Here is an 18809-nt window from a genome sequence, read left to right as displayed (position 1 = left end):
GTGAACCCGCCATCGACCATCAAGGTCTGGCCGGTGATGTAGCGGCTCGCGTCGCTGGCGAGGAACACGGTCGCGCCATGCAGGTCGTCCAGCTCGCCATTTCGGCCGAGGCAGGTCTGCGCGGCGTTGCGCTGCGCGAGCTCGGGGTTGTCGAAGACGGCCGCGGTCAGCGCGGTCGGGAAGAAGCCGGGGCCGATCGCGTTGCAGGTGATCCCGTGCGGCCCCCACTCGCGCGCGATCGCGCGCGTCAGCTGCACGACGCCGCCCTTGCCGGCGCCGTAGGGCGCGCCATGGTCGAACGCGCGGTAGCTCTGCAGCGACGCGATGTTCAGGATGCGACCCCAGCCGCGCGCCTGCATGCCCGGGGCCAGCGCCTGGGTCATGAAGAACGGCGCGCCGAGGTGCAAGGCGAGCTGCGTCTGCCAGGCCGCAGGCGTGACCTCGGAGAACGGTTGGCGCAGGTTGACGCCGGCTGCATTGACCAGGATGTCGACGCCACCGAGCAGCGCCTCGCCGCGCTTCGCGAGCGCGCCGATGGTCGTCACGTCGGCGAGATCGCCGGCCAGCGTCGCCGCGTCGATGCCGCGCGCTGCCAGGCGCTTCGCGGCAGCCGCCAGCTCGGCTTCGCGCCGCGCGACGAGCAGCACCCGCGCGCCGGCCAGGCCGAGCGCAGTTGCCATCGCCTCGCCGATGCCGGCGTTGCCGCCGGTCACCAGCGCGCGCCTGCCGCGCAGATCGAACTGCGCCGCCAGCGTCATACCGACACCGATTCGCCGAGCTCGAACGCCTGGCCGGGGAAGTACTTGGCGAGCCGGTCGTCGGCCGTGCGCGCGTGGGCTTCCATGCCTTCCAGCCGCGAGATGCGCGCGGTCACCTCGCCGATGTCGCGCGCGGCCTCGCGCGTCATGCGCTGCCAGGTCAGCGTCTTCATGAACTTGTGCACCGACAGGCCGCCCGAGTAGCGCGCCGCGCCCTTGGTCGGCAGCACGTGGTTCGGACCGCTGGCCTTGTCGCCGAACGCCACGGTCGTCTCCTCGCCGAGGAACAGCGAGCCGTAGCAGGTCAGCGTGCCGAGCCACCAGTCGAGGTCGCGGGCGTGGACTTCGAGATGCTCGGAGGCGTAGCGGTCGGAGACGGCGGCCACTTCCTCGCGGGTGTCGCAGACGATCACCTCGCCGTAGTCCCGCCAGGCAGCGCCGGCGGCGTCGCGCGCGGTGGGCGGCAGCGCGTCGATCAACTCGGGCAGGCGCCGCATCACCTGTTCGGCCAGCGGCTTCGAGGTGGTGAACAGCCAGGCCGGCGACTCGTGGCCGTGCTCGGCCTGGCCGACCAGGTCGCTGGCGACGATCGCCGGGTCGGCGGTCTCGTCGGCGATCACCGCGACCTCGGACGGCCCCGCGAACACGTCGATGCCGACCTTGCCGAACAGGCTGCGCTTGGCCTCGGCGACGAACTTGTTGCCGGGCCCGACGATCACGTCGGCGGGTTGTCCACCGAACAGCCCGTAGGCCATCGTCGCGATCGCCTGCACGCCGCCGAGCGTCATGATCACGTCGGCGCCGGCGCGGTCGAAGGCGTACAGCAGGTACGGGTGCATCGGCCCGCCGCGGAACGGCCCCGAGCACGCGATGATGGTCTTCACGCCGGCGGCCTTCGCGGTGGCCACGCCCATGTACGCGGACGCGATGTGCGCGTAGCGGCCGGCCGGGGCGTAGCAACCGGCGACGTTGACCGGCAGCACGCGCTGTCCGGCGGTGACGCCGGCGTGCAGGCCGACCGAGAACTCGTTCAGCGAATCTCGCTGGGCCTTGGCGAAATCGCTGACCTGGCGGATCGCGAAGTCGATGTCGCGCCGCACCTGCGCGGGCACCTCGGCGGCGCGACGCTCGATCTCGTCGCGGCTGACGATGATCTCGCCGTCCCACTGGTCGAGCTTCTTCGCGTAGGCGCGCACTGCCGCCTCGCCGTTCGCCTGGATCTCGGCCAGCATGTCGGCGACGACCTTCTGCGCGGTGGCGGTTTCGGTCTCGGGTGTCTTGGTGGCGGTCTTGAGGTAGGTGATGGTCATGGAAGTCCTCCGGAGGTTGTAAGCGCTTACAGCGAGGCGACGAAAAAGGGCGGCCGCGACCACCCTTTCGCCCCCACCGCTCAGCGGGTGCGGTTGGCGAACTCGTTCAGCTTCGCGTCGGCGCGCACGCGCTTCAGGTAGGTGTCGGTGATGAAATCGCCCGGCAGCGGCACGGTCTGGATCGCGCCGGTCGAACGCATGAAGATCGCGATCTGGCCGAACCACGCGTCGGCGTCGGAGTTGCCGCGCGAGCGGTCGAGCCGGGCGAGCTGCTGGGTCAGGTCGAAGGTCGGCCGGGTGTCGAACTCCTTCTTCATCGACGCGTCGCTGATCGACACGCCGCCCTGCTCGTAGAACTTCTTCATCATTGCCAGCGCCTCGGGCTTGTTGGCGTTCATCCATTTCCACGCGCGCAGGTACACGGCGAGGAACTTCGCGACGTTCTCGGGGTTCTGCTCGGCATAGTCGCCGCGCGCGATCAACGCACCCGGCACGACGACGCCGGCTTCCTTGCCGCTGCACAGCACCTTGGCGCCGGCCTTCTCCTCGAGCGTGTAGATGTTCGGCGCCCACAGGCCCGCCAGCTCGGCATTGCCCGACGAGACCGCCGAGATGATCTCGGCCTGGCCCATGTTCTTGATCGTCACGTCGGCCTTGGCCAGGCCGTAGCGCTTCAGGCAGGCCTGCACCGCGTAGTCGCCGGTCGAGTTCGAGGTCAGCAGGATGGTCTGGCCCTTCATCGAGGCCGGATCGCGGGTGATCTTGTCGGCCACGTCCTTGCGCACCAGCAGCGCGTTGCCGGCGGATTCGTCGTTGGTCAGGCCGATGGTCTTGATGTTGAAGCGCACGTGCCCGAGCACCGCGGGCACCGAGCCGGTGCCGCCGACGTCCCACGACTTGGAGTTGGCCGCGGCGATCTGCGGCACGCCGGCCGGGAAGATGCTGAACACCGGCTTCAGGCCGACCTCGGCCCACCAGTTCTTCTCGGTCGCCACATAGAACGGCAGCGCCCAGTACAACGCCGGTTGGTAGCTGACCTTGATTTCGGCCAGCGCAGGCTGGGCTTGCGCGGCACCGCCGCCGATCAGCAGCGCCACGAGGGCGACGGGGCGCAGGCGCGCGAGCGATGAGTTCGTCATGGTGAGTCTCCGTTCTTGTCGTTGAATTCAGTGCAGATCGCTGCCGTGCTGGTCGCGCAGCAGCTTCCACACATGGGTGCGCAGGTGGACGAAGGACGGCAGGTCCATCACGTCCTCGATGCGCGGGTGCTGGTCCCAGTCCTCGGCCTCGCGGATCGTCTTCACGTCGATGATTTCGCGGATCGTGCCGGGCCGCGCGCTCATCACGACGATGCGGTCGGCCAGGTAAACCGCTTCCTCGACCGCGTGGGTGATGAACAGCACGGTGCGCGGGTGGCGGCGCGCCAGCCGCACCAGTTCCTCCTGCATCACGACGCGGGTCTGCGCATCGAGCGCGCCGAACGGCTCGTCCATCAGCAGCACCTTCGGATCGAGCACGTAGGCGCGGGCGATCGCGACGCGCTGCTGCATGCCGCCGGACAGCTGATGCGGGAACGCGCGCTCGTAGCCGCGCAGCCCCATCAGCTCGATGTAGTGCTCGATGCGTCGCTTGCGCTCGGCCGCGTCGATGCCGAGCGAGATCAACCCGAACTCGACGTTGTCCCAGACCGTCTTCCACGGGAACAGCGCGAACGCCTGGAACACCACCGCGCGGTCGGGCCCAGGGTGGCGCACGACCTCGTTGTCGACGCTGACGCTGCCGCCGCTCGGATGCTCGAGGCCCGCGGCCATGCGCATGCAGGTCGTCTTGCCGCAGCCGGACGGGCCGACGACGGCGACGAACTCGCGGTCGCCCACCTCGAGGTTCACGCCTTTCAGCGCGACGAACGCCTGCCCGTTCTGGTGGAACACGCGCTCGACGTTCTCGAATTGGATGATGGCCATGGGGCGGGTTTCCTTGCTCGTTCTGTTTCAGAGGCCGCGGCGCGCCTCGATCGCCTGCTGGGCGCGGCGCAGGCCGATGTCGATCAGCATGCCGACGACGCCGATCGCGATCATTCCGCTCATCACCGTGGCGGTCGAGACCGAGGCCTGACCCTTGACCATCAGGTAGCCGACCCCGCTCGACGCGACGATCAGTTCGGCGCCGACCAGCGACTGCCACGCCAGCCCCGCCGAGATGCGCAGCCCGGCGACGATCGACGGCACCGCGGCCGGCAGCAGCACCTGCGTCATCGAGCGGAAGCTGCCCGCGCCGAGCATCTGCGAGGCCTCGATGTACTTGCGGTCGACCTGCTTCGCGCCGCGGTAGGTGTTGATCAGCACCGGCGGGAACGCGCCCATGAAGATGATCAGCACCGGCCCGCCGATGCCGGTGCCGAACCACAGCGCGGCGAACGGCACCCACGCGATCGGCGCGATGAAGCGCACCGCCTCGAACGCCGGCGTCACGATCCGGTCGATCCAGCGGAACCACGCCATCGTCAGTCCGAGCGGAATGCCGACGATGACCGCGAGCGCGAAGCCCATGCCGAAGCGCTGGAAGCTGGACCACAGGTGCTGCATCAACGTGAAGCCGGCAAACGGCTCGACCAGCAGCGTCGCGAAACGCGTGACCACGTCCCACGGCGCAGGCAGGAAGGCGCGCGTCGTCAGGCCCGACAGCGCCAGGCCGCTCCACAGCGCGAGGAAACCGAGGCTGCCGGCCGCGGTCAGCGTCCAGAAGCGGGCGGGGGCGAGGCGGGGCTCCAGCATCACCGCACCTTCCACGGCATCACGCGCCGCTCGAGCCAGCCCAGGCCGAGGGTCATCAACCAGCCGCACAGCGCGACGCTGGCCATGCCGACGACGATCATCGCGGGGTAGATGTCCTGCGAGGCCTGGTTCAGGATCTGGCCGAGGCCGGCCACCGCACCGACCAGCTCGGCGGCGACCAGCGTCGTCCACGAGGCCTGCAGCGACAGCCGCAGCCCGGTGAAGATGCTCGGCAGCGCGCCCGGGATCAGCACCTGGCGCCAGTAGCGCGCGCCGTGCACGCCGAGCATCGCAGCCGCCTCGAAGATCGGCCGGTCGATCTGGCGCACGCCGGTGAAGCTGTTGATGACCGACGGCACGAACGCGGCGAAGAAGATCACCATGATCTTGGCCGCGTCGCCCAGCCCGAGCCAGACGATTGCGAGCGGGATCCAGGCCAGCGGCGGGATCGGCCGCAGCACCAGGAAGATCGGGTTGGCCAGCGCCTCGACGGTGCGGCTCGCCCCCATCGCGAGCCCCAGCGCGATCCCGATCGTCGACGCGACGACGAAGCCCATCGTCACCAGCACCACGCTGCGCAGCACGTGCTCCAGCAGCGCGGCGTTGGCGTAGCCCTCGGTCGCGATCTGGCGCAGCGCGCTGCCGACTTCGAGCGGCGTCGGAAACGTGTTCGGCGATACCCAGCCCGTCGCGGCCGTGCACACGTACCAGAGCAGCAGCACGACGCCGAGCGCGAGCAGCGCACGACCGGCCGTCACGAGCGAGCGCCCGGCGGCGGCACGCGCCGCGGGCACCGGCGGCGTCGCGGGCGGAGCGTTCATCTGAAGGGCTTTCATGGCAAGGCGAATTTCTGTAAGCGCTTACAGTATCGATGCCCACCGTGACCAGGTCAAGGCGCGGGACGCACCAATTTGTCAGTGTTTTCCCGTGAAACCGGCCATTTGCGCGCAGCGCCAACCGGTCGTGTAAGCGCGTACAGTCACGCCATGTCCACGCCGTCGCGCGCCCTGCCCACGATCGAAGCGGTCGCCGCATCGGCCGGCGTGTCGACCGCGACGGTCTCGCGCGCGCTGAACCGCCCCGACGACGTGCGCCCGGCGCTGCGCGAGCGCGTCGAGCGCGCGGTCGCCGAGCTCGGCTACGTGCCGAACGCCGGCGCGCGCTCGATGATGCTGCGTCGCAGCGGAACGATCGGCGCGATCTTCCCGACCGTCGACAACGCGATCTTCGCCAAGGCGATCGGCGCGCTGCAGCGCCGCCTCTCGGAGGCCGACCAGCAGCTGCTGATCGCGACCTGCGATTACGACCCGGACGCCGAGATGCGCCAGGCCGTCAACCTGGTTTCGCGCGGTGCCGACGCGCTGGCGCTGTGCGGCACCGGCCAGCGCCCGGAGCTGCTCGAGTTCCTGCGCCAGCGCGGCCTGCCCTGCGTGCACGTGATGATGCTGTCCGACGACCCGGCGCTGCTCAACGTCGGCTTCGACAACGCCGCGGCGATGGCGCAGGCCGTGCGCTACCTGCTCGACCTCGGTCACCGCCGCATCGCGATGCTGGCCGGCATCACGCGGGACAACGACCGCGCGACGGCGCGGCTGGCCGGCGTGCGCGGCGCGCTCGAGGCGGCCGGATTGAAACTGCCCGCGAACCGGCTGGCGGAGCGGCCCTACGGCATCGCCGCGGCACGCGAGGGCCTGCGCGAGCTGATGGCCGTGTCCCCCGCGCCGACCGCGGTGCTCTGCGGCAACGACGTTCTGGCCTTCGGCGCGCTGCTCGAGGCGCAGCGCCTTGGCATCGAGGTGCCCAAGGCGCTGTCGATCGTCGGCTTCGACGACCTGGAACTGGCCAACCAGCTGCAACCCCCGTTGACCACGGTGCGCGTGCCGGCCGAGGAGATGTGGCGCACGGCCGGCGACCGCCTGCTCGCCGCGCTGCGCGGCGAAGCGGTGCCGCGGCGCACCGAGGTCGAGGTCGCGCTGGTGGTGCGCGGTTCGACAGCGGCGGCGCCGCGCCGCTGAACGGGCTATTCCGCGGTGATCTTCGCCGCGACGATCACCTTGCCCCAGCGCTCGACCTCGCTCTTCAGGAACACGCCGAAATCCTTCGGCCCGCGCGCATCGACGCGGAAGCCCTGCGTCTTCGCGCGCTCGGCGATCTCAGGCGTCGCCATGATCTTCAGCGCCTCGGCGCCGAGCTTGTCGACGATCGCGTCAGGCGTGCTGGCGGGCACCATCAGCGCAGTCCAGCTCTCGACCAGCAGGCCCGGCATGCCGGCCTCCGCGGTCGTCGGCACGTCGGGCACGGCCGCGTTGCGAGCCGCGCTGCAGATCGCGATGGCATGCAGCTTGCCGCTCTTGACGTGCGAGATCGACTCGGGGAAGTTCGAGAAGATCACGTCGAGCTGGCCGCCGATCAGGTCGGTGATCGCCGGCGCGCCGCCCTTGTAGGGCACGTGCACGACGTCGGTCTTGGCGATGTCGTTGAACAGCGCCAGCGTCAGGTGCGGCGGCGTGCCGTTGCCGCTGGAGCCGGCATTGAGCTTGCCGCCCTTGGCTGCAGCCACCAGGTCGGCGAACGTCTTGATCTTGCTCGACGCCGGCACCACGATCAGCATCGGCGAGCCGGCCAGCAGCGCGACCGGCTTCAGGTCCTTCATGAAGTTGTACGGCGCCTTCGGGAACAGCGTGTAGTTCGCTGCGTGGGTCAGCGTGATCGCCAGCAGCGTGCTGCCGTCGCCGGGCGACTTGGCCGCCGCATCGGCGCCGATCTGGCCGCCGCCGCCAGGCCGGTTGTCCACCACGACGTTGACTTTCCAGCGTTCGCCGAGCTGCTGGCCGACCAGGCGCGCCATCACGTCGGTCAACCCGCCGGGCGGGAACGGCACGATGTAGCGCAGCGTGGCGCCGGCCTTGGGGTAGTCGGTCGCCTGCGCCCACACCGCGCTCGGCAGCGTGCCGGCCGCCAACGCGCCCAGCATCCATTCTCGTCGTTGCACTGTTGATGTCTCCGTTAACGGCCTTGAAGGCTCTTGATGACTGCATCCCCTAATTCGAGACCCTCGGACTGCGCCGTGACCAGCAGCGCTTCGCGCCGCGCCCCGGGCAGGCGCACGCCGTCGTCGACCAGCATCTCGCGCACCAGCACCTCGACGCGGTCGAGGAAGCCCTCGCGGCCGGCCAACGCGCCCGGGTCGATCACGATGAAGGTCTGGCCGATGCGCGGGCGATTGCCTTCGTCGACGAAGAAGCTCGACGCCTCGAACCCGAAGTTCGCACCGATCAGCGCCGTCACGAGCAGCTCGACCACCAGCGCCAGCATCGCGCCCTTGGGGCTAGAGACTGCGCCGATCGGCAGCATCGAACCGGCCAGCCCGGCTTTCGGATCGGTGGTCGGGTTGCCTTGCGCGTCGAGCGCCCAGCCGGCCGGGATCGCCTTGCCGTCCTTGGCCGCGACCATCAGCTTGCCGCGCGCGACTTCGCTCAGGCTCAGGTCGATCATCAGCGGCACCGCGTCGCCGCGGCGCGGGAAGATCGCCGCGATCGGATTGGTGCCGAAGATCGGGTGCTTGCCGCCCGCGGCCGGCATCGCCGACGGCGAGTTCGCGAAGCCGAGCCCGACCATGCCGGCCTCGGCCGCCGCGCGCAGATGATCGATCACGACCCCGCAGTGATGGCTGTTCGTGACGCCGACGATGGCGATGCCGAACTCGCGGGCGCGAGCTACCGCTTCCTTCACCGCCAGCTCGCAAGCCGCGAAGGCCAGGCCCTCCTGCGCATCGACGATCGCCGCCGCGCCCTTGCTCTTCGCTACGCCCGGCACCGCCGCGCCGTTGACGCGGCCGTTGCGCAGGTGCGTGCTGTACTGCGGCACGCGGCTCAACCCGTGCGACGCGAGGCCCTGGGCTTCGGCCAGCACGAGCGCGCGGGCGGTGGCCTGCGCCATCGCGGCGTTCGCACCCGCCGCCTGCAGCGCGGCAGCGACGAGGCCGCGCGCCTCGTCCATCGTGACGCGGGCCATCAGCGCAACTCCTCGAGCACGCGCTGCGCGATCAGCGACGAGACCCGCTCGTTCGATTCCGCGCTCACGCCGGCAATGTGCGGCGTCAGCACCAGGTTCGGACAGGCCATGAACACGCCACCGGCCGGCATCGGCTCGGCATCGAACACGTCGAGCGCGGCGCCGCCGAGATGGCCGCTCTTCAAGGCCGCGGCCAGTGCCGCCTCGTCGACGACCCCGCCCCGCGCCGAGTTCACGAGCACCGCGCCGGGCTTCATCGCGGCGATGCGCCTGGCGTCGAACAGGTTGCGGGTCGAGTCGACCAGCGGGACGTGCAGGCTGATGACATCGGCTTGCGCGACCAGGTCATCGAGACCGACACACGCCACGCCGGCTTGCGCGAATGCGGGATGCGCGGAGTCCATCACCGCGTCGTACGCGATCACGGACATGCCCACACCCTGGGCCAGCTTCGCGGTGAGCTGCCCGATCGAGCCGAAGCCGATCAGCCCCAGCGTCTTGCCGCCGACCTCGCGGCCGTTGCTCAGCGCCGCGCGCGGCCAGGCGCCCGCGACCACCTCCGGCGTCGCCTGGTAGGCGCCGCGCAGCAGCATCATCGCGGTCGCGATCACGTACTCGGCCACGCTCAGCGCGTTGGCGCCGGTCGCGGGGATCACCTTCATCCCGCGCGCCTCGCACGCCGGCACGTCGATGTTGTCGAGGCCGACACCGAGCCGCCCGACGACGCGGCACCGCGCCAGCGCCGCCAGCAACTCGCCGCGCACCTGGGTGCGGTTGCGCACGACGATCGCGTCGGCCGCCGCCGCTTCGGCATGCAGCCGCGCCGGCGCGTCGACGAGCTTCGGGTCGTACAGCACATCGTGCTTCGCCCGCAGCGCGTCGACGGCGCGCTCGTCCATGAACTCCGTGATGACGATGCGCGCCATGGCGGTCAGGCTGATTCGAACAGGCGGGTCATCACGAACTCGCGATGGCCCAACGCCTCGGCGGCCGTGAAGCGACCGTTCGCGGTGCGCAGCATGCACTCCAGCAGCTTGTCGCCGGCCTGGTCGAGGTTGATCTCGCGCTGCAGCAGCCCCGAGGTGTCGACGTCGATGTGCTCGCTCATCAGGCGCACGGTGCGCGGGTTCGAGCAGATCTTGATGACCGGCACGATCGCGTTGCCGATCACGTTGCCCTGCCCCGTCGGGAAGAAATGCACCGCGTAGCCCGAGGCCGCGCACAGCGTCACCATCTCGGCCGCAGCGCTCGACGAGTCCATGAACCACAGGCCCGGATGCGTGGGCATCTCGGCCTTGTCGATCACGCCGTCGACCGTGCACTTCTTGCCGATCTTCTGGATGTTGCCGAGTGCCTTCTCCTCGATCGTCGTCAGGCCGCCGGCGATGTTGCCCTTGGTCGGCTGCGAGTCGGAGAGGTCGCTGGTCTTGTGGCGGTTGATCATGTCCTGGTAACGGTTGAACATGAACATGAACTGGTCGCGCACCTCGGTCGTCGCGCAGCGCTCGGCGACGATCTTCTCGCCACCGGTGATCTCCGACGTCTCCCCGAAGCACAGGTAGTTGCCCAGCGGGTGCAGCTTGTCGAACGCGTTGCCGACGGTCGGGTTCGCGCCGCAGCCGGAAGTGGTGTCGCTCTCGCCGCACTTGGTCGAGACCCACAGGTCGCTGATCGAGCACTCCTCGCGCTGCTTCTCGCTCGCCCACTGCACGTACTCGCGCGCGGCCTTGCTGGCCTTCATGATGGTCTCGTGGTCGCCGTGGCCCTCGATGCCGAAACCGATCACCGGCTTGCCGGTCTTGGCGATGCCGTCGACGACCTTCTTGGTCCAGCCGTCCTCGATGCCGATGACGACGACCGCGGCGACGTTCGGATTGCAGCCCGCGCCGATCAGCGTGCGGAAGTGCAGGTCCAGGTCGGCGCCGAACTGCAGGCGGCCGTACGGGTGCGGGATCGCCATCGTGCCCTTGATGTTGTGGGCGACGGCCTCGGCCGACGCGTTCGACAGGTCGTCGAGCGGCAGGATGATGACGTGGTTGCGGACGCCGACGCGGCCGTTCTCGCGGCGGTAGCCGAGGAAGGTGGTGTTCTTGTCGATGATGGACATGATCGTGTGTCTCCTGCTTACCAGCGCTTGGTCTTGATGTTCTGAACGTGAGCGTGCTCGCCCGCCTTGATCGGCGCGACGACCTTGCCCATGTCGATGCCGTACTTCAGCACGGTGTCGCCGACGGCCATGTCCTTCAACGCGACCTTGTGGCCGATCGGGATGTCCTGCTGGGCCTTGACGTTGATCGTCTTGTCCTCGTCCATGATCCAGCCGGTCATGTCGGTGCCGGCCTTCACCCCTTCGACGACAACCACCGCGACGGTGTCGTGTGCGTCGTGCAATACGAAATGAATCATCTGCGTCTCCTGTTTGGCGATTCGAACAAGGCGCGATCTTAGGCGTGCGCAAGCACACGTCAAACGTGTCATCTAGATGACTTAGGTCACACAATTGATATGGATGTACACTTGGTTTCATGCAAGCCGTGTCCGCTCCGCTGTTCGAGGCCATCGCGCCCGAGACGGCCGGCATGCCGCTGTACCGGGTCGTCAAGCGCTCGCTGCTGAACGCGATCGAATCGGGCCACTGCCCCCCGGGAGAGACGCTGCCGAGCGAGACCGAGATCGCCGGCGCGATGGGCGTGTCGATCGGCACGCTGCGCCGCGCCGTCGACGAACTGGCCGCCGAGCACATCCTGGTGCGCCGCCAGGGGCGCGGCACCTTCGTCGCGACCCACAACACCGACCGGTTCCTGTTCCAGTTCTTCCATGTCGAGCGCGCCGACGGCCTGCGCGAGGCGCCGCTGGTCGACCTGGTCTCGTTCGAGCGGCTGCGCGCCGACGACGAGCCGGCCGAGGCGCTGCAACTGCGCACGGGCGACCCGGTGATCCAGATCGAGAACCGCCTGCGCCTGCAGGGCCACGCGGTGATCTACGACCGGCTCACGCTGCCCTCCAGCCTGTTCAAGGGCCTGACCGAGAAGCGCTTCCGCGAGCGCCCGGGCACGATCTACCAGCTGTACCAGTCCGACTTCGGCATCAGCGTGCTGCGCGCCCAGGAGCGCGCCCGTGCCGCCGCGGCGGACCGCAACGCGGTGCGGGTGCTGAGTCTGCCGTACGGCCAGCCGGTGATGCAGGTGCGGCGCACCGCGCTGACCTTCGGCGATCGGCCGGTCGAGCACCGGATCTCGATCATCAACACCGCGCACCACGACTACGTGAATCTCTTGTCTCGACCCGCAGGCAAACATGACTGACAGCAGCAGCACCATCGACCTCACCCGCGCCGCGCGCGCCGCCGAGCAGGCAGCCTACGCGGCGGGAACGCACCTGCAGGCCTCGCGATCGCGACTGTCGGAGATCGTCATCACGCACCAGGCGCCGGCCGACGTGGTCGCCGCGATCGACCGCGAGGCGCGCGGGCTGATCCGCGAGGTGGTGCTCAAGCACCTGCCCGATCATCATTTCCTCGGCGACAAGGGCCCGGCCGACGGCCCGTGCTGGGTCGTCGACCCGATCGACGGGCGCGCCAACTACCTGCGCGGCTACCCGCAGTACGCCGTCTCGATCGCCCTGGTGGAGGCCGGCGAGCCGCTGGTCGGCGTCATCTACGACCCGTGCCGCAACGAGTTCTTCGGCGCGATCCGTGGCCGCGGCGCGGTCCTCAACGCGCAGCCGATCCGGGCGGCTTCGCGGCGCACGGCGGCCGAGTCGCTCGCGGCCACCGTCTTTCCGCGCGCCGCCAGCCCGCGCATGCCGGTCTACATGGCGGAGCTCGGCCGCATGCTGCGCGCGTTCAGCGGCGTGCGCCGTTCGGGCTCGATGGCGCTGGAACTGGCCAGCCTGGCGGCCGGACGCATCGACGCGTTCTGGCAGCACGACATGGGTGCGTGGGACGCTGCCGCAGCGATCGTACTGCTGCGCGAGAGCGGCGCACTGGTGACGGCGCGCGATGGCCGGCCGCTGCTCGAAAGCGCGTCGGTCATGGCCTGCACGCCGCCGCTGTACGAGCCGTTCCTGAGCCTGCTCGCTGAGGCGTGACGGGGCGAGCTTTGGCTTAAGCTCGCGCAGATGAAGAAACACAACCTGACGGGCCGCAACTTCCCGACCGCGCAGCAGGACGCGGCGAAGGATGCGGCCAAGAACCTGGCCCGGTACGAGGGCCCCGAGAGCTCGTACAAGCTCGCGTTCACCGACTCGGCCTTCCTGCTGCGCGAGGAGATGCGCCCGGTGCGCATGCAGCTGGAGCTGCTGAAGCCCGAGCTGATCCAGGACGAGCAGGGCATCCAGTCGACGATCGTGATCTTCGGCAGCGCGCGCATCGTCTCCGCCGAGGTGGCGCAGCGCCTGGTCGACGACGCCAGCGCGGCCGGCGACGAGGCCGCGCTGGCGATCGCGCAGCGCCACCGGCGCATGTCGCCGTACTACGAGGAGGCGCGGCGCTTCGCGGCGCTCGTCACCGAGAAGTCCAAGCACCTCGAGACGCCGCTCTACGTCGTCACCGGCGGCGGCCCCGGCATCATGGAAGCGGGCAACCGCGGCGCGTTCGACCGCGGCGGCAAGAGCATCGGCCTGAACATCGTGCTGCAGCACGAGCAGGCCCCCAACCCGTACATCACGCCGGAGCTGTGCTTCCAGTTCCACTATTTCGGTCTTCGCAAGATGCACTTCCTGATGCGCTCGGTCGCGCTGGTGTGCTTCCCTGGCGGCTTCGGCACGCTGGACGAGCTGTTCGAGGCGCTCACGCTGATGCAGACCGGCAAGTCGCGGCGCCGCCCGGTGTTGCTCTTCGGCCGCGAGTTCTGGACCGGGCTGCTGAACTTCGACCTGCTGGTCGAGACCGGCATGATCAGCGCGCTCGACCTGCAGCTGTTCCGCTTCGTCGAGACCGCCGAGGAGGCCTGGGCGCTGCTCGAGGCGGAGTACGGCTTCGAGCTGCGGGAGAACGGCAAGGAGCTGCCCGCCGTCGACCTGTGATCGCTACCATCGCCGCATGAACGACAAGATCAGCCTGATCGGCGCGCCGACCGACATCGGCGCCGGCAGCCGCGGCGCCAGCATGGGGCCTGAGGCCTTGCGTGTCGCCAACATCGGGCCGGTGCTCGAGGGCCACGGCCTCGAGGTGATCGACCACGGCAACCTCACCGGCCCGGCCAACCCGTGGCTGCCGCCGGTCGACGGCTACCGCCATTTGAACGAGGTCGTCGCGTGGAACCAGGCGGTGCACGACGCGATGTACGCCGAGCTGCAGCTCGGCCGGCTGCCGATCCTGCTCGGCGGCGACCACTGTCTGGGCATGGGCTCGATCAGCGCGGTGGCGCGCCACTGCCGGGAGGCCGGCAAGAAGCTGCGCGTGCTCTGGCTCGACGCGCACGCCGACTTCAACACCAACACGCTGACGCCGAGCGGCAACATCCACGGGATGCCGGTCGCGTGCCTGTGCGGCTACGGCCCGAAGGCGCTGACCGAGATCGGCGGCACGGTACCGGCGATCAGCCCGAAGGTCGTCAAGCAGATCGGCATCCGCAGCGTCGATCCGGGCGAGAAGCGGCTGGTGCACCAGGCCGGTCTCGAGGTGTTCGACATGCGCTACATCGACGAAATGGGCATGCGCCACACGATGGAGCTGGCGCTGGCGACGCTGGACGCCAACACCCACCTGCACGTCAGCTTCGACGTCGACTTCCTCGACGCATCGATCGCGCCCGGCGTCGGCACCACCGTGCAGGGCGGCCCGACCTACCGCGAGGCGCAGCTGTGCATGGAGATGATCGCCGACACCGGCCGCCTCGCCTCGCTCGACGTGATGGAGCTGAACCCGGCGCTCGACGTGCGCAACGGCACCGCGATCGTCGCGGTCGACCTGATCGAGAGCCTGTTCGGCAAGAGCACGTTGATGCGGCGCTGAGATCCGGCGCGGTCAGCGCGGCCGACGAGCCGGTGGTGCCGCCTCGTCGGCGGCGCGCTCCATGTCGCGCAGCAGGCGGTCGAGCCGGTCCTTGAGCTTCTCGGTCGAGAGCTTCTCGCGGAAGCGCTCCACCATCAGCGGCAACGCGAACGGGCTCGGCACGGCGAGCTCGACGAACTCCACCCGCTGGCGCCGCATGCGCGCCAGGCTCGCGCCGAGGCGCCGGATGTCCAGCTCCTGGCTCAGCACCTCGGTCTGCGCCTGCGTCAGCAGAAGGTTGCCGGCGTCGTATTTCGCGAACACCTCGTAGAACAGCGAGCTCGACGCCTGCAGCTGGCGCGTGCTCTTCGGCTGCCCCGGATAGCCGGTGAAGATCAGCCCGGCCACGCGTGCGATCTCGCGGAAGCGTCGGCGCGCCAGCTCGCTGCTGTTCAGGCTCGCGAGCACGTCGTGCAGCAGCGCGTCGTCGCTGAACAGGCGGTGGTCGCGCAAGGGGACGGGGTCGACCGGCTCGGCGCTCAGCAGCTCGAAGCCGTAGTCGTTGATCGAGATGCTGAAGGTGTTCGGCGCGTCCTTCGCGAGCCGCCATGCGAGCAGGCTGCCGAGACCGATGTGCACGTTGCGGCCGGCGAACGGGTAGACGAACAGGTGCCAGCCTTCGCGCGACTTGAAGCGCTCGATCAGCAGCGTGCCGGGCGTCGGCAGCTTCGACAGGCGCAGCTGCGTCTCCAGCATCGGGCGCGCGGCGACGAGTTCGGGTTCGCCGAAGTCGCCCTGGGCCACCCCGGCGAGCACCTCCAGCACCGAATCGGCCAGCTCGTTCGACAGCGGCATCTTCGCGCCGGCCCAACTCGTCAGCACGCCCTTCGGCTTGTCGGCGCGGCGCACGTAGGCCGTCATGTCCTGGGTGCGGATGTACTCGAGCGTGCGGCCCGCGAAGACGAAGCAGTCGCCGGCGCGCAGCCGCGCGACGAAGCCCTCCTCGACGACGCCGATGCGCCCGCCGCTCAGGTACGCGACCTGCATCACCGAGTCCGACACGATCGTGCCGACCTGCAGCCGATGGCGCCGCGCGATGCCGCGGTCGGGCACGCGGTAGACGCCGTCGACGAGGCGGACGCGGTGGTACTCCGGATACGCCGTCAGGCTCGCGCCGCCCTGCACGACGAAGTTCAGCGCCCACTCGAACTCGGCCGCCGTCAGCTGCCGGTAGGCGTGCGCGGTGCGCACTTCGGCCAGCATCGGCGCGGCCCTGAAGCCGCCGCCAGGAAGTGAATCGCCAGCGAAACCGCCGCCGAGGGCGACGGTGACCAGGTGCTGCACCAGCACGTCGAGCGGCTTGGCCGGCGTCGCGCGCTGCTCGATCCGGCCGGCCTGCGCGGCGCGCCGCGCCGCCACGGCCTCGACCAGCTCGAGCGTGTTGGTGGGCACCAGCGTCACCCGGCTCGGGCGCCCCGGCGCGTGGCCGCTGCGGCCGGCGCGCTGCAACAGCCGTGCGACGCCCTTGGCCGAGCCGATCTGCAGCACGCGCTCGACCGGCAGGAAGTCCACGCCGAGATCGAGCGACGAGGTCGCGACCACGGCCTTCAGCCGCCCTTCCTTCAGGCCGAGTTCGACCCACTCGCGCACTGCCTTGTCGAGCGAGCCGTGGTGCAGCGCGACCACGCCGGCCCACTCGGGCTTCTCGGCCAGCAGCAGCTGGTACCAGGCCTCGGCCTGCGAACGCACGTTGACGAAAGCGAGCGTCGTCGACGAGCGCTCGATCTCGGCGACGACCGGCAACTGCATCTGCTTGCCGAGGTGGCCGCCCCACGAGAAGCGACCCGGGTGATCGGGCAGCAGCGTGTCGATCAGGATCGTCTTGTCGACCCGGCCCTGCACCAGCACGCCGGGCGCCGATGCGCCGCGCGCGCGGCCGAGCAGCACCTGCATCGCCTCGGCCAGGTTGCCCAGCGTCGCGCTCAAGCCCCAGACCACGAGGCCGGGGTTCCAGCGCTTCAGCCGCGCGAGCGCCAGCTGCACCTGGACGCCGCGCTTGTTGCCCATCAGCTCGTGCCACTCGTCGACGATCACCGTGTGCACCGTGCCGAGCTCGGCCTGCGCGTGTTCACGGGTAAGCATCAGGCTCAGCGATTCGGGCGTCGTGACCAGCACGGTCGGGAAGCGTCGGTCCTGGCGCGCGCGCTCGGCGGACGCCGTGTCGCCGGTGCGGGCGCCGAGGGTCCATCCGGAACCGAGATCGTCGAGTGGCGCCTGCAGTGCACGGGTCGTGTCGGCGGCGAGCGCGCGCATCGGCGTGAGCCAGAGCACGCCCAGCGGCGGCGGGTGGGCGCCGGTCAACGGCACGCCGAGTGCGGCCGCGCGGGCGAGTGCGCCGAACCACACCGCGTACGTCTTGCCGGCGCCGGTGCTCGCATGCAGCAGGCCGCTGCGGCCGTCGGCCATCGCCGACCAGACCTCGCGCTGGAACGGGAACGGCGTCCAGCCGCGCCGCTCGAACCAGGCTTCGCCAGACGCGCTCACGGCACCGTTTTCGCCTTCTGCGCCAGCGCCAGCCCGACCCGGGAAATTCGCCCCTCGTGCAGACCGATCACCCGGAAATGCGTGCCGTGCCAATCGATCCCGTCGCCCTCGGCCGGGTCCCGCGCGAGGTTGTCGGTCAGCCAGTCGCGCAGCGTCGCACCGCCGCTCTCGGGCATCGGCAGCTGAAAGAAGTCGAACACGTCGGCGAGCGGCAGGTCGGCATCGAGCGTGAGCCGGCCCTGCACTGCGCGGCGCCCGGGCGGCGGCGTCTCGGGGGGCTCGACGACGCCGAGCCTGTTCGCGACCCAGCCGAGCGTCGTGCCCTGCAGCAGCAGCGATGCGAGCACGACCGCGAACGCGACGTTGAAGAAGCGGTAGCTGTCGGGCACCTTCTCGATCAGCGGGAACAGTGCGAGCACGATCGGCACCGCCCCGCGCAGCCCGACCCAGCCGATGAACAGCCGCTCGCGGTGGCCGAAGCGCAGCGGCCACAGACAGAGCCAGACCGCCAGCGGCCGGGCGACGAAGATCAGCACCGCGGCGATCGCCAGCGTCGGCGCCAGCGTCAGCAGCATGTCGTGCGGGGAGACCAGCAGCCCCAGCAGCAGGAACATCGTCGCCTGGGCGGCCCACGCGAAGCCGTCGAGTGCGGACGACGCCGCGTGCGATGCGGCCTCGGCCCGGGCGCGCAACCGCAGTCCGAACAGGTAGATCGCGAGAAAGCCCGAACCCTCGACCAGGCCCGCGGTCGCAAACACCGCCATCCCGGCCGAGACCACGATCAGCGAGAGCACGCCGCCGTGCTCGACATTCAGCGGCAGCTTGCCGAGCACCCAGGCCACCGCCGCCCCTGCGCCGAGACCGATCGCAGCGCCGAAACCGGCCTGGCGCGCAAACAGGAGCGCCATGTCGCCGAAGCCGGCATCCGTCTTCAGGGTCGCGATCAACGCGAGCACCAGGAACACCGCCATCGGGTCGTTCAGTCCGGACTCGAGCTCCAGCGTGGCCGAGACCCGTTCGCGCAGCCGGACACCCAGCTGGCGCAGCAGCGAGAAGACCGCGGCGGCATCGGTCGAACCGACGATGGCGCCGAGCAGCAGGCCGTGACGCCAGTCGATGTTCATGACGGCCATGGCGACCGCGCCGACCATGGCGGCCGTCAGCGCGACGCCGACGGTTGCCAGGGCGAGCGCCGGTCGCACCCCGGCGCGGAAGGTCTCCATGCGCGTGCTGATGCCGCCTTCGAGCAGGATCATCGCCAGCGCCGCGTTGCCGACCCACGCGGCCAGCTGTGCGTTCGCGAAGCGCAGGCCCACCGGCCCGTCGACTCCCACCAGCATCCCGGCGATGAGGAACACGAGCAGGAACGGCAGCCCGAGCCGGGTCGACGCGACGCCGGCCAGCAGGCTGATGAACACCAGCAGCCCGCCGGCCAGCAAGAGCAGGTTGAACGCATGCATCGCGGGTGACCTTA

The 18809-nt window shown here is 70.0% G+C and carries 17 protein-coding genes and 1 pseudogene; 5 read left to right on the top strand and 13 right to left on the bottom strand.

The window, feature by feature from the left end:
• Positions 1 to 5: 5 nt before the first annotated feature.
• The 6 genes and pseudogenes from ASC76_RS02375 to ASC76_RS02350 all read right to left on the bottom strand — a co-directional run.
• A pseudogene (locus tag ASC76_RS02375) lies at positions 6 to 758 on the bottom strand (SDR family NAD(P)-dependent oxidoreductase); the annotation flags it as partial.
• A complete protein-coding gene (hisD, locus tag ASC76_RS02370; protein WP_056461813.1) occupies positions 755 to 2068 on the bottom strand; it encodes a histidinol dehydrogenase in 1314 nt (437 codons plus the stop codon). The pseudogene ASC76_RS02375 and the gene hisD, both read right to left, overlap by 4 nt.
• A gap of 80 nt (positions 2069 to 2148) precedes the next feature.
• Positions 2149 to 3207 (bottom strand): ABC transporter substrate-binding protein, encoded by a 1059-nt coding sequence (locus tag ASC76_RS02365; RefSeq protein ID WP_056461808.1) that lies wholly within the window; start codon positions 3205 to 3207, stop codon positions 2149 to 2151.
• Between the two features lie 27 nt (positions 3208 to 3234).
• Positions 3235 to 4032 (bottom strand): ABC transporter ATP-binding protein, encoded by a 798-nt coding sequence (locus tag ASC76_RS02360; RefSeq protein ID WP_056461806.1) that lies wholly within the window; start codon positions 4030 to 4032, stop codon positions 3235 to 3237.
• 27 nt (positions 4033 to 4059) lie between these two features.
• A complete protein-coding gene (locus tag ASC76_RS02355) occupies positions 4060 to 4842 on the bottom strand; it encodes an ABC transporter permease (protein WP_056463088.1) in 783 nt (260 codons plus the stop codon).
• The gene (locus ASC76_RS02350; RefSeq protein ID WP_056463084.1) at positions 4842 to 5663 is read right to left on the bottom strand and encodes an ABC transporter permease; all 822 of its coding nucleotides are present in this window, start codon (positions 5661 to 5663) and stop codon (positions 4842 to 4844) included. The genes ASC76_RS02355 and ASC76_RS02350 overlap by 1 nt, the downstream gene beginning before the upstream one ends.
• Before the next feature lie 165 nt (positions 5664 to 5828).
• On the opposite strand from ASC76_RS02350, the gene ASC76_RS02345 reads away from it, so the two are divergent.
• Entirely contained in the window at positions 5829 to 6857 is a 1029-nt protein-coding gene (locus ASC76_RS02345; RefSeq protein WP_056461803.1) for a LacI family DNA-binding transcriptional regulator, read from the top strand.
• A gap of 5 nt (positions 6858 to 6862) precedes the next feature.
• Here the strand turns inward: ASC76_RS02345 and ASC76_RS02340 are convergent, their stop codons facing one another.
• The 5 genes from ASC76_RS02340 to ASC76_RS02320 are packed head-to-tail and all read right to left on the bottom strand — an operon-like array spanning position 6863 to position 11262.
• Complete coding sequence (locus ASC76_RS02340; RefSeq protein WP_056461799.1) at positions 6863 to 7834, bottom strand: tripartite tricarboxylate transporter substrate binding protein; 972 nt, start codon at positions 7832 to 7834, stop codon at positions 6863 to 6865.
• A 14-nt stretch (positions 7835 to 7848) separates the two neighbouring features.
• Positions 7849 to 8856, bottom strand: coding sequence for an Ldh family oxidoreductase (locus ASC76_RS02335; protein WP_056461797.1), 1008 nt, complete (start codon positions 8854 to 8856; stop codon positions 7849 to 7851).
• Positions 8856 to 9782: a hydroxyacid dehydrogenase gene (locus ASC76_RS02330; protein ID WP_056461794.1), complete on the bottom strand. Its 927-nt coding sequence runs from the start codon at positions 9780 to 9782 to the stop codon at positions 8856 to 8858. The genes ASC76_RS02335 and ASC76_RS02330 overlap by 1 nt, the downstream gene beginning before the upstream one ends.
• A gap of 5 nt (positions 9783 to 9787) precedes the next feature.
• A complete protein-coding gene (locus ASC76_RS02325) occupies positions 9788 to 10963 on the bottom strand; it encodes a UxaA family hydrolase (protein WP_056461791.1) in 1176 nt (391 codons plus the stop codon).
• A gap of 17 nt (positions 10964 to 10980) precedes the next feature.
• On the bottom strand, positions 10981 to 11262 hold the full coding sequence (locus ASC76_RS02320) for a UxaA family hydrolase (protein ID WP_056461788.1): 282 nt from the start codon (positions 11260 to 11262) through the stop codon (positions 10981 to 10983).
• A 119-nt stretch (positions 11263 to 11381) separates the two neighbouring features.
• Between ASC76_RS02320 and ASC76_RS02315 the strand changes: the two genes are divergently transcribed.
• Genes ASC76_RS02315 through rocF form a run of 4 tightly spaced genes read left to right on the top strand, consistent with a single transcriptional unit; the run spans position 11382 to position 14812 of the window.
• Entirely contained in the window at positions 11382 to 12161 is a 780-nt protein-coding gene (locus ASC76_RS02315; protein WP_056461784.1) for a GntR family transcriptional regulator, read from the top strand.
• Positions 12154 to 12945 (top strand): inositol monophosphatase family protein, encoded by a 792-nt coding sequence (locus ASC76_RS02310; protein ID WP_056461781.1) that lies wholly within the window; start codon positions 12154 to 12156, stop codon positions 12943 to 12945. Before ASC76_RS02315 ends, ASC76_RS02310 begins: the two co-directional genes overlap by 8 nt.
• Before the next feature lie 30 nt (positions 12946 to 12975).
• Positions 12976 to 13881 (top strand): LOG family protein, encoded by a 906-nt coding sequence (locus ASC76_RS02305; RefSeq protein ID WP_056461778.1) that lies wholly within the window; start codon positions 12976 to 12978, stop codon positions 13879 to 13881.
• Positions 13882 to 13897: 16 nt separating this feature from the next.
• Complete coding sequence (gene rocF / locus ASC76_RS02300) at positions 13898 to 14812, top strand: arginase (RefSeq protein ID WP_056461776.1); 915 nt, start codon at positions 13898 to 13900, stop codon at positions 14810 to 14812.
• Positions 14813 to 14824: 12 nt separating this feature from the next.
• Here rocF and ASC76_RS02295 read toward each other — a convergent pair whose 3' ends face one another.
• Together ASC76_RS02295 and ASC76_RS02290 are read right to left on the bottom strand one after the other, a co-directional pair.
• Positions 14825 to 17335 (bottom strand): ligase-associated DNA damage response DEXH box helicase, encoded by a 2511-nt coding sequence (locus ASC76_RS02295; protein WP_056461773.1) that lies wholly within the window; start codon positions 17333 to 17335, stop codon positions 14825 to 14827.
• A complete protein-coding gene (locus ASC76_RS02290) occupies positions 17332 to 18795 on the bottom strand; it encodes a potassium/proton antiporter (RefSeq protein ID WP_056461771.1) in 1464 nt (487 codons plus the stop codon). Before ASC76_RS02290 ends, ASC76_RS02295 begins: the two co-directional genes overlap by 4 nt.
• Between the last annotated feature and the right edge of the window lie 14 nt (positions 18796 to 18809).

It is taken from the genome of Rhizobacter sp. Root404 (genome assembly GCF_001425865.1).
In the GTDB taxonomy this organism is placed as follows: Bacteria; Pseudomonadota; Gammaproteobacteria; order Burkholderiales; family Burkholderiaceae_C; genus LMDS01.
Note: the sequence above shows the minus strand (reverse complement) of the source record. Positions and strands in the feature narration are given on the sequence as shown.

Coding starts and splice junctions, on each gene's coding strand:
- ASC76_RS02290 (WP_056461771.1), bottom strand. CDS start 18,795: ATGCATGCGTTCAACCTGCTCTTGCTGGCCGGCGGGCTGCTGGTGTTC.
- ASC76_RS02345 (WP_056461803.1), top strand. CDS start 5,829: ATGTCCACGCCGTCGCGCGCCCTGCCCACGATCGAAGCGGTCGCCGCA.
- hisD (WP_056461813.1), bottom strand. CDS start 2,068: ATGACCATCACCTACCTCAAGACCGCCACCAAGACACCCGAGACCGAA.
- ASC76_RS02325 (WP_056461791.1), bottom strand. CDS start 10,963: ATGTCCATCATCGACAAGAACACCACCTTCCTCGGCTACCGCCGCGAG.
- ASC76_RS02305 (WP_056461778.1), top strand. CDS start 12,976: ATGAAGAAACACAACCTGACGGGCCGCAACTTCCCGACCGCGCAGCAG.
- ASC76_RS02355 (WP_056463088.1), bottom strand. CDS start 4,842: ATGCTGGAGCCCCGCCTCGCCCCCGCCCGCTTCTGGACGCTGACCGCG.
- ASC76_RS02350 (WP_056463084.1), bottom strand. CDS start 5,663: ATGAACGCTCCGCCCGCGACGCCGCCGGTGCCCGCGGCGCGTGCCGCC.
- ASC76_RS02310 (WP_056461781.1), top strand. CDS start 12,154: ATGACTGACAGCAGCAGCACCATCGACCTCACCCGCGCCGCGCGCGCC.
- ASC76_RS02320 (WP_056461788.1), bottom strand. CDS start 11,262: ATGATTCATTTCGTATTGCACGACGCACACGACACCGTCGCGGTGGTT.
- ASC76_RS02330 (WP_056461794.1), bottom strand. CDS start 9,782: ATGGCGCGCATCGTCATCACGGAGTTCATGGACGAGCGCGCCGTCGAC.
- ASC76_RS02365 (WP_056461808.1), bottom strand. CDS start 3,207: ATGACGAACTCATCGCTCGCGCGCCTGCGCCCCGTCGCCCTCGTGGCG.
- rocF (WP_056461776.1), top strand. CDS start 13,898: ATGAACGACAAGATCAGCCTGATCGGCGCGCCGACCGACATCGGCGCC.
- ASC76_RS02335 (WP_056461797.1), bottom strand. CDS start 8,856: ATGGCCCGCGTCACGATGGACGAGGCGCGCGGCCTCGTCGCTGCCGCG.
- ASC76_RS02360 (WP_056461806.1), bottom strand. CDS start 4,032: ATGGCCATCATCCAATTCGAGAACGTCGAGCGCGTGTTCCACCAGAAC.
- ASC76_RS02315 (WP_056461784.1), top strand. CDS start 11,382: ATGCAAGCCGTGTCCGCTCCGCTGTTCGAGGCCATCGCGCCCGAGACG.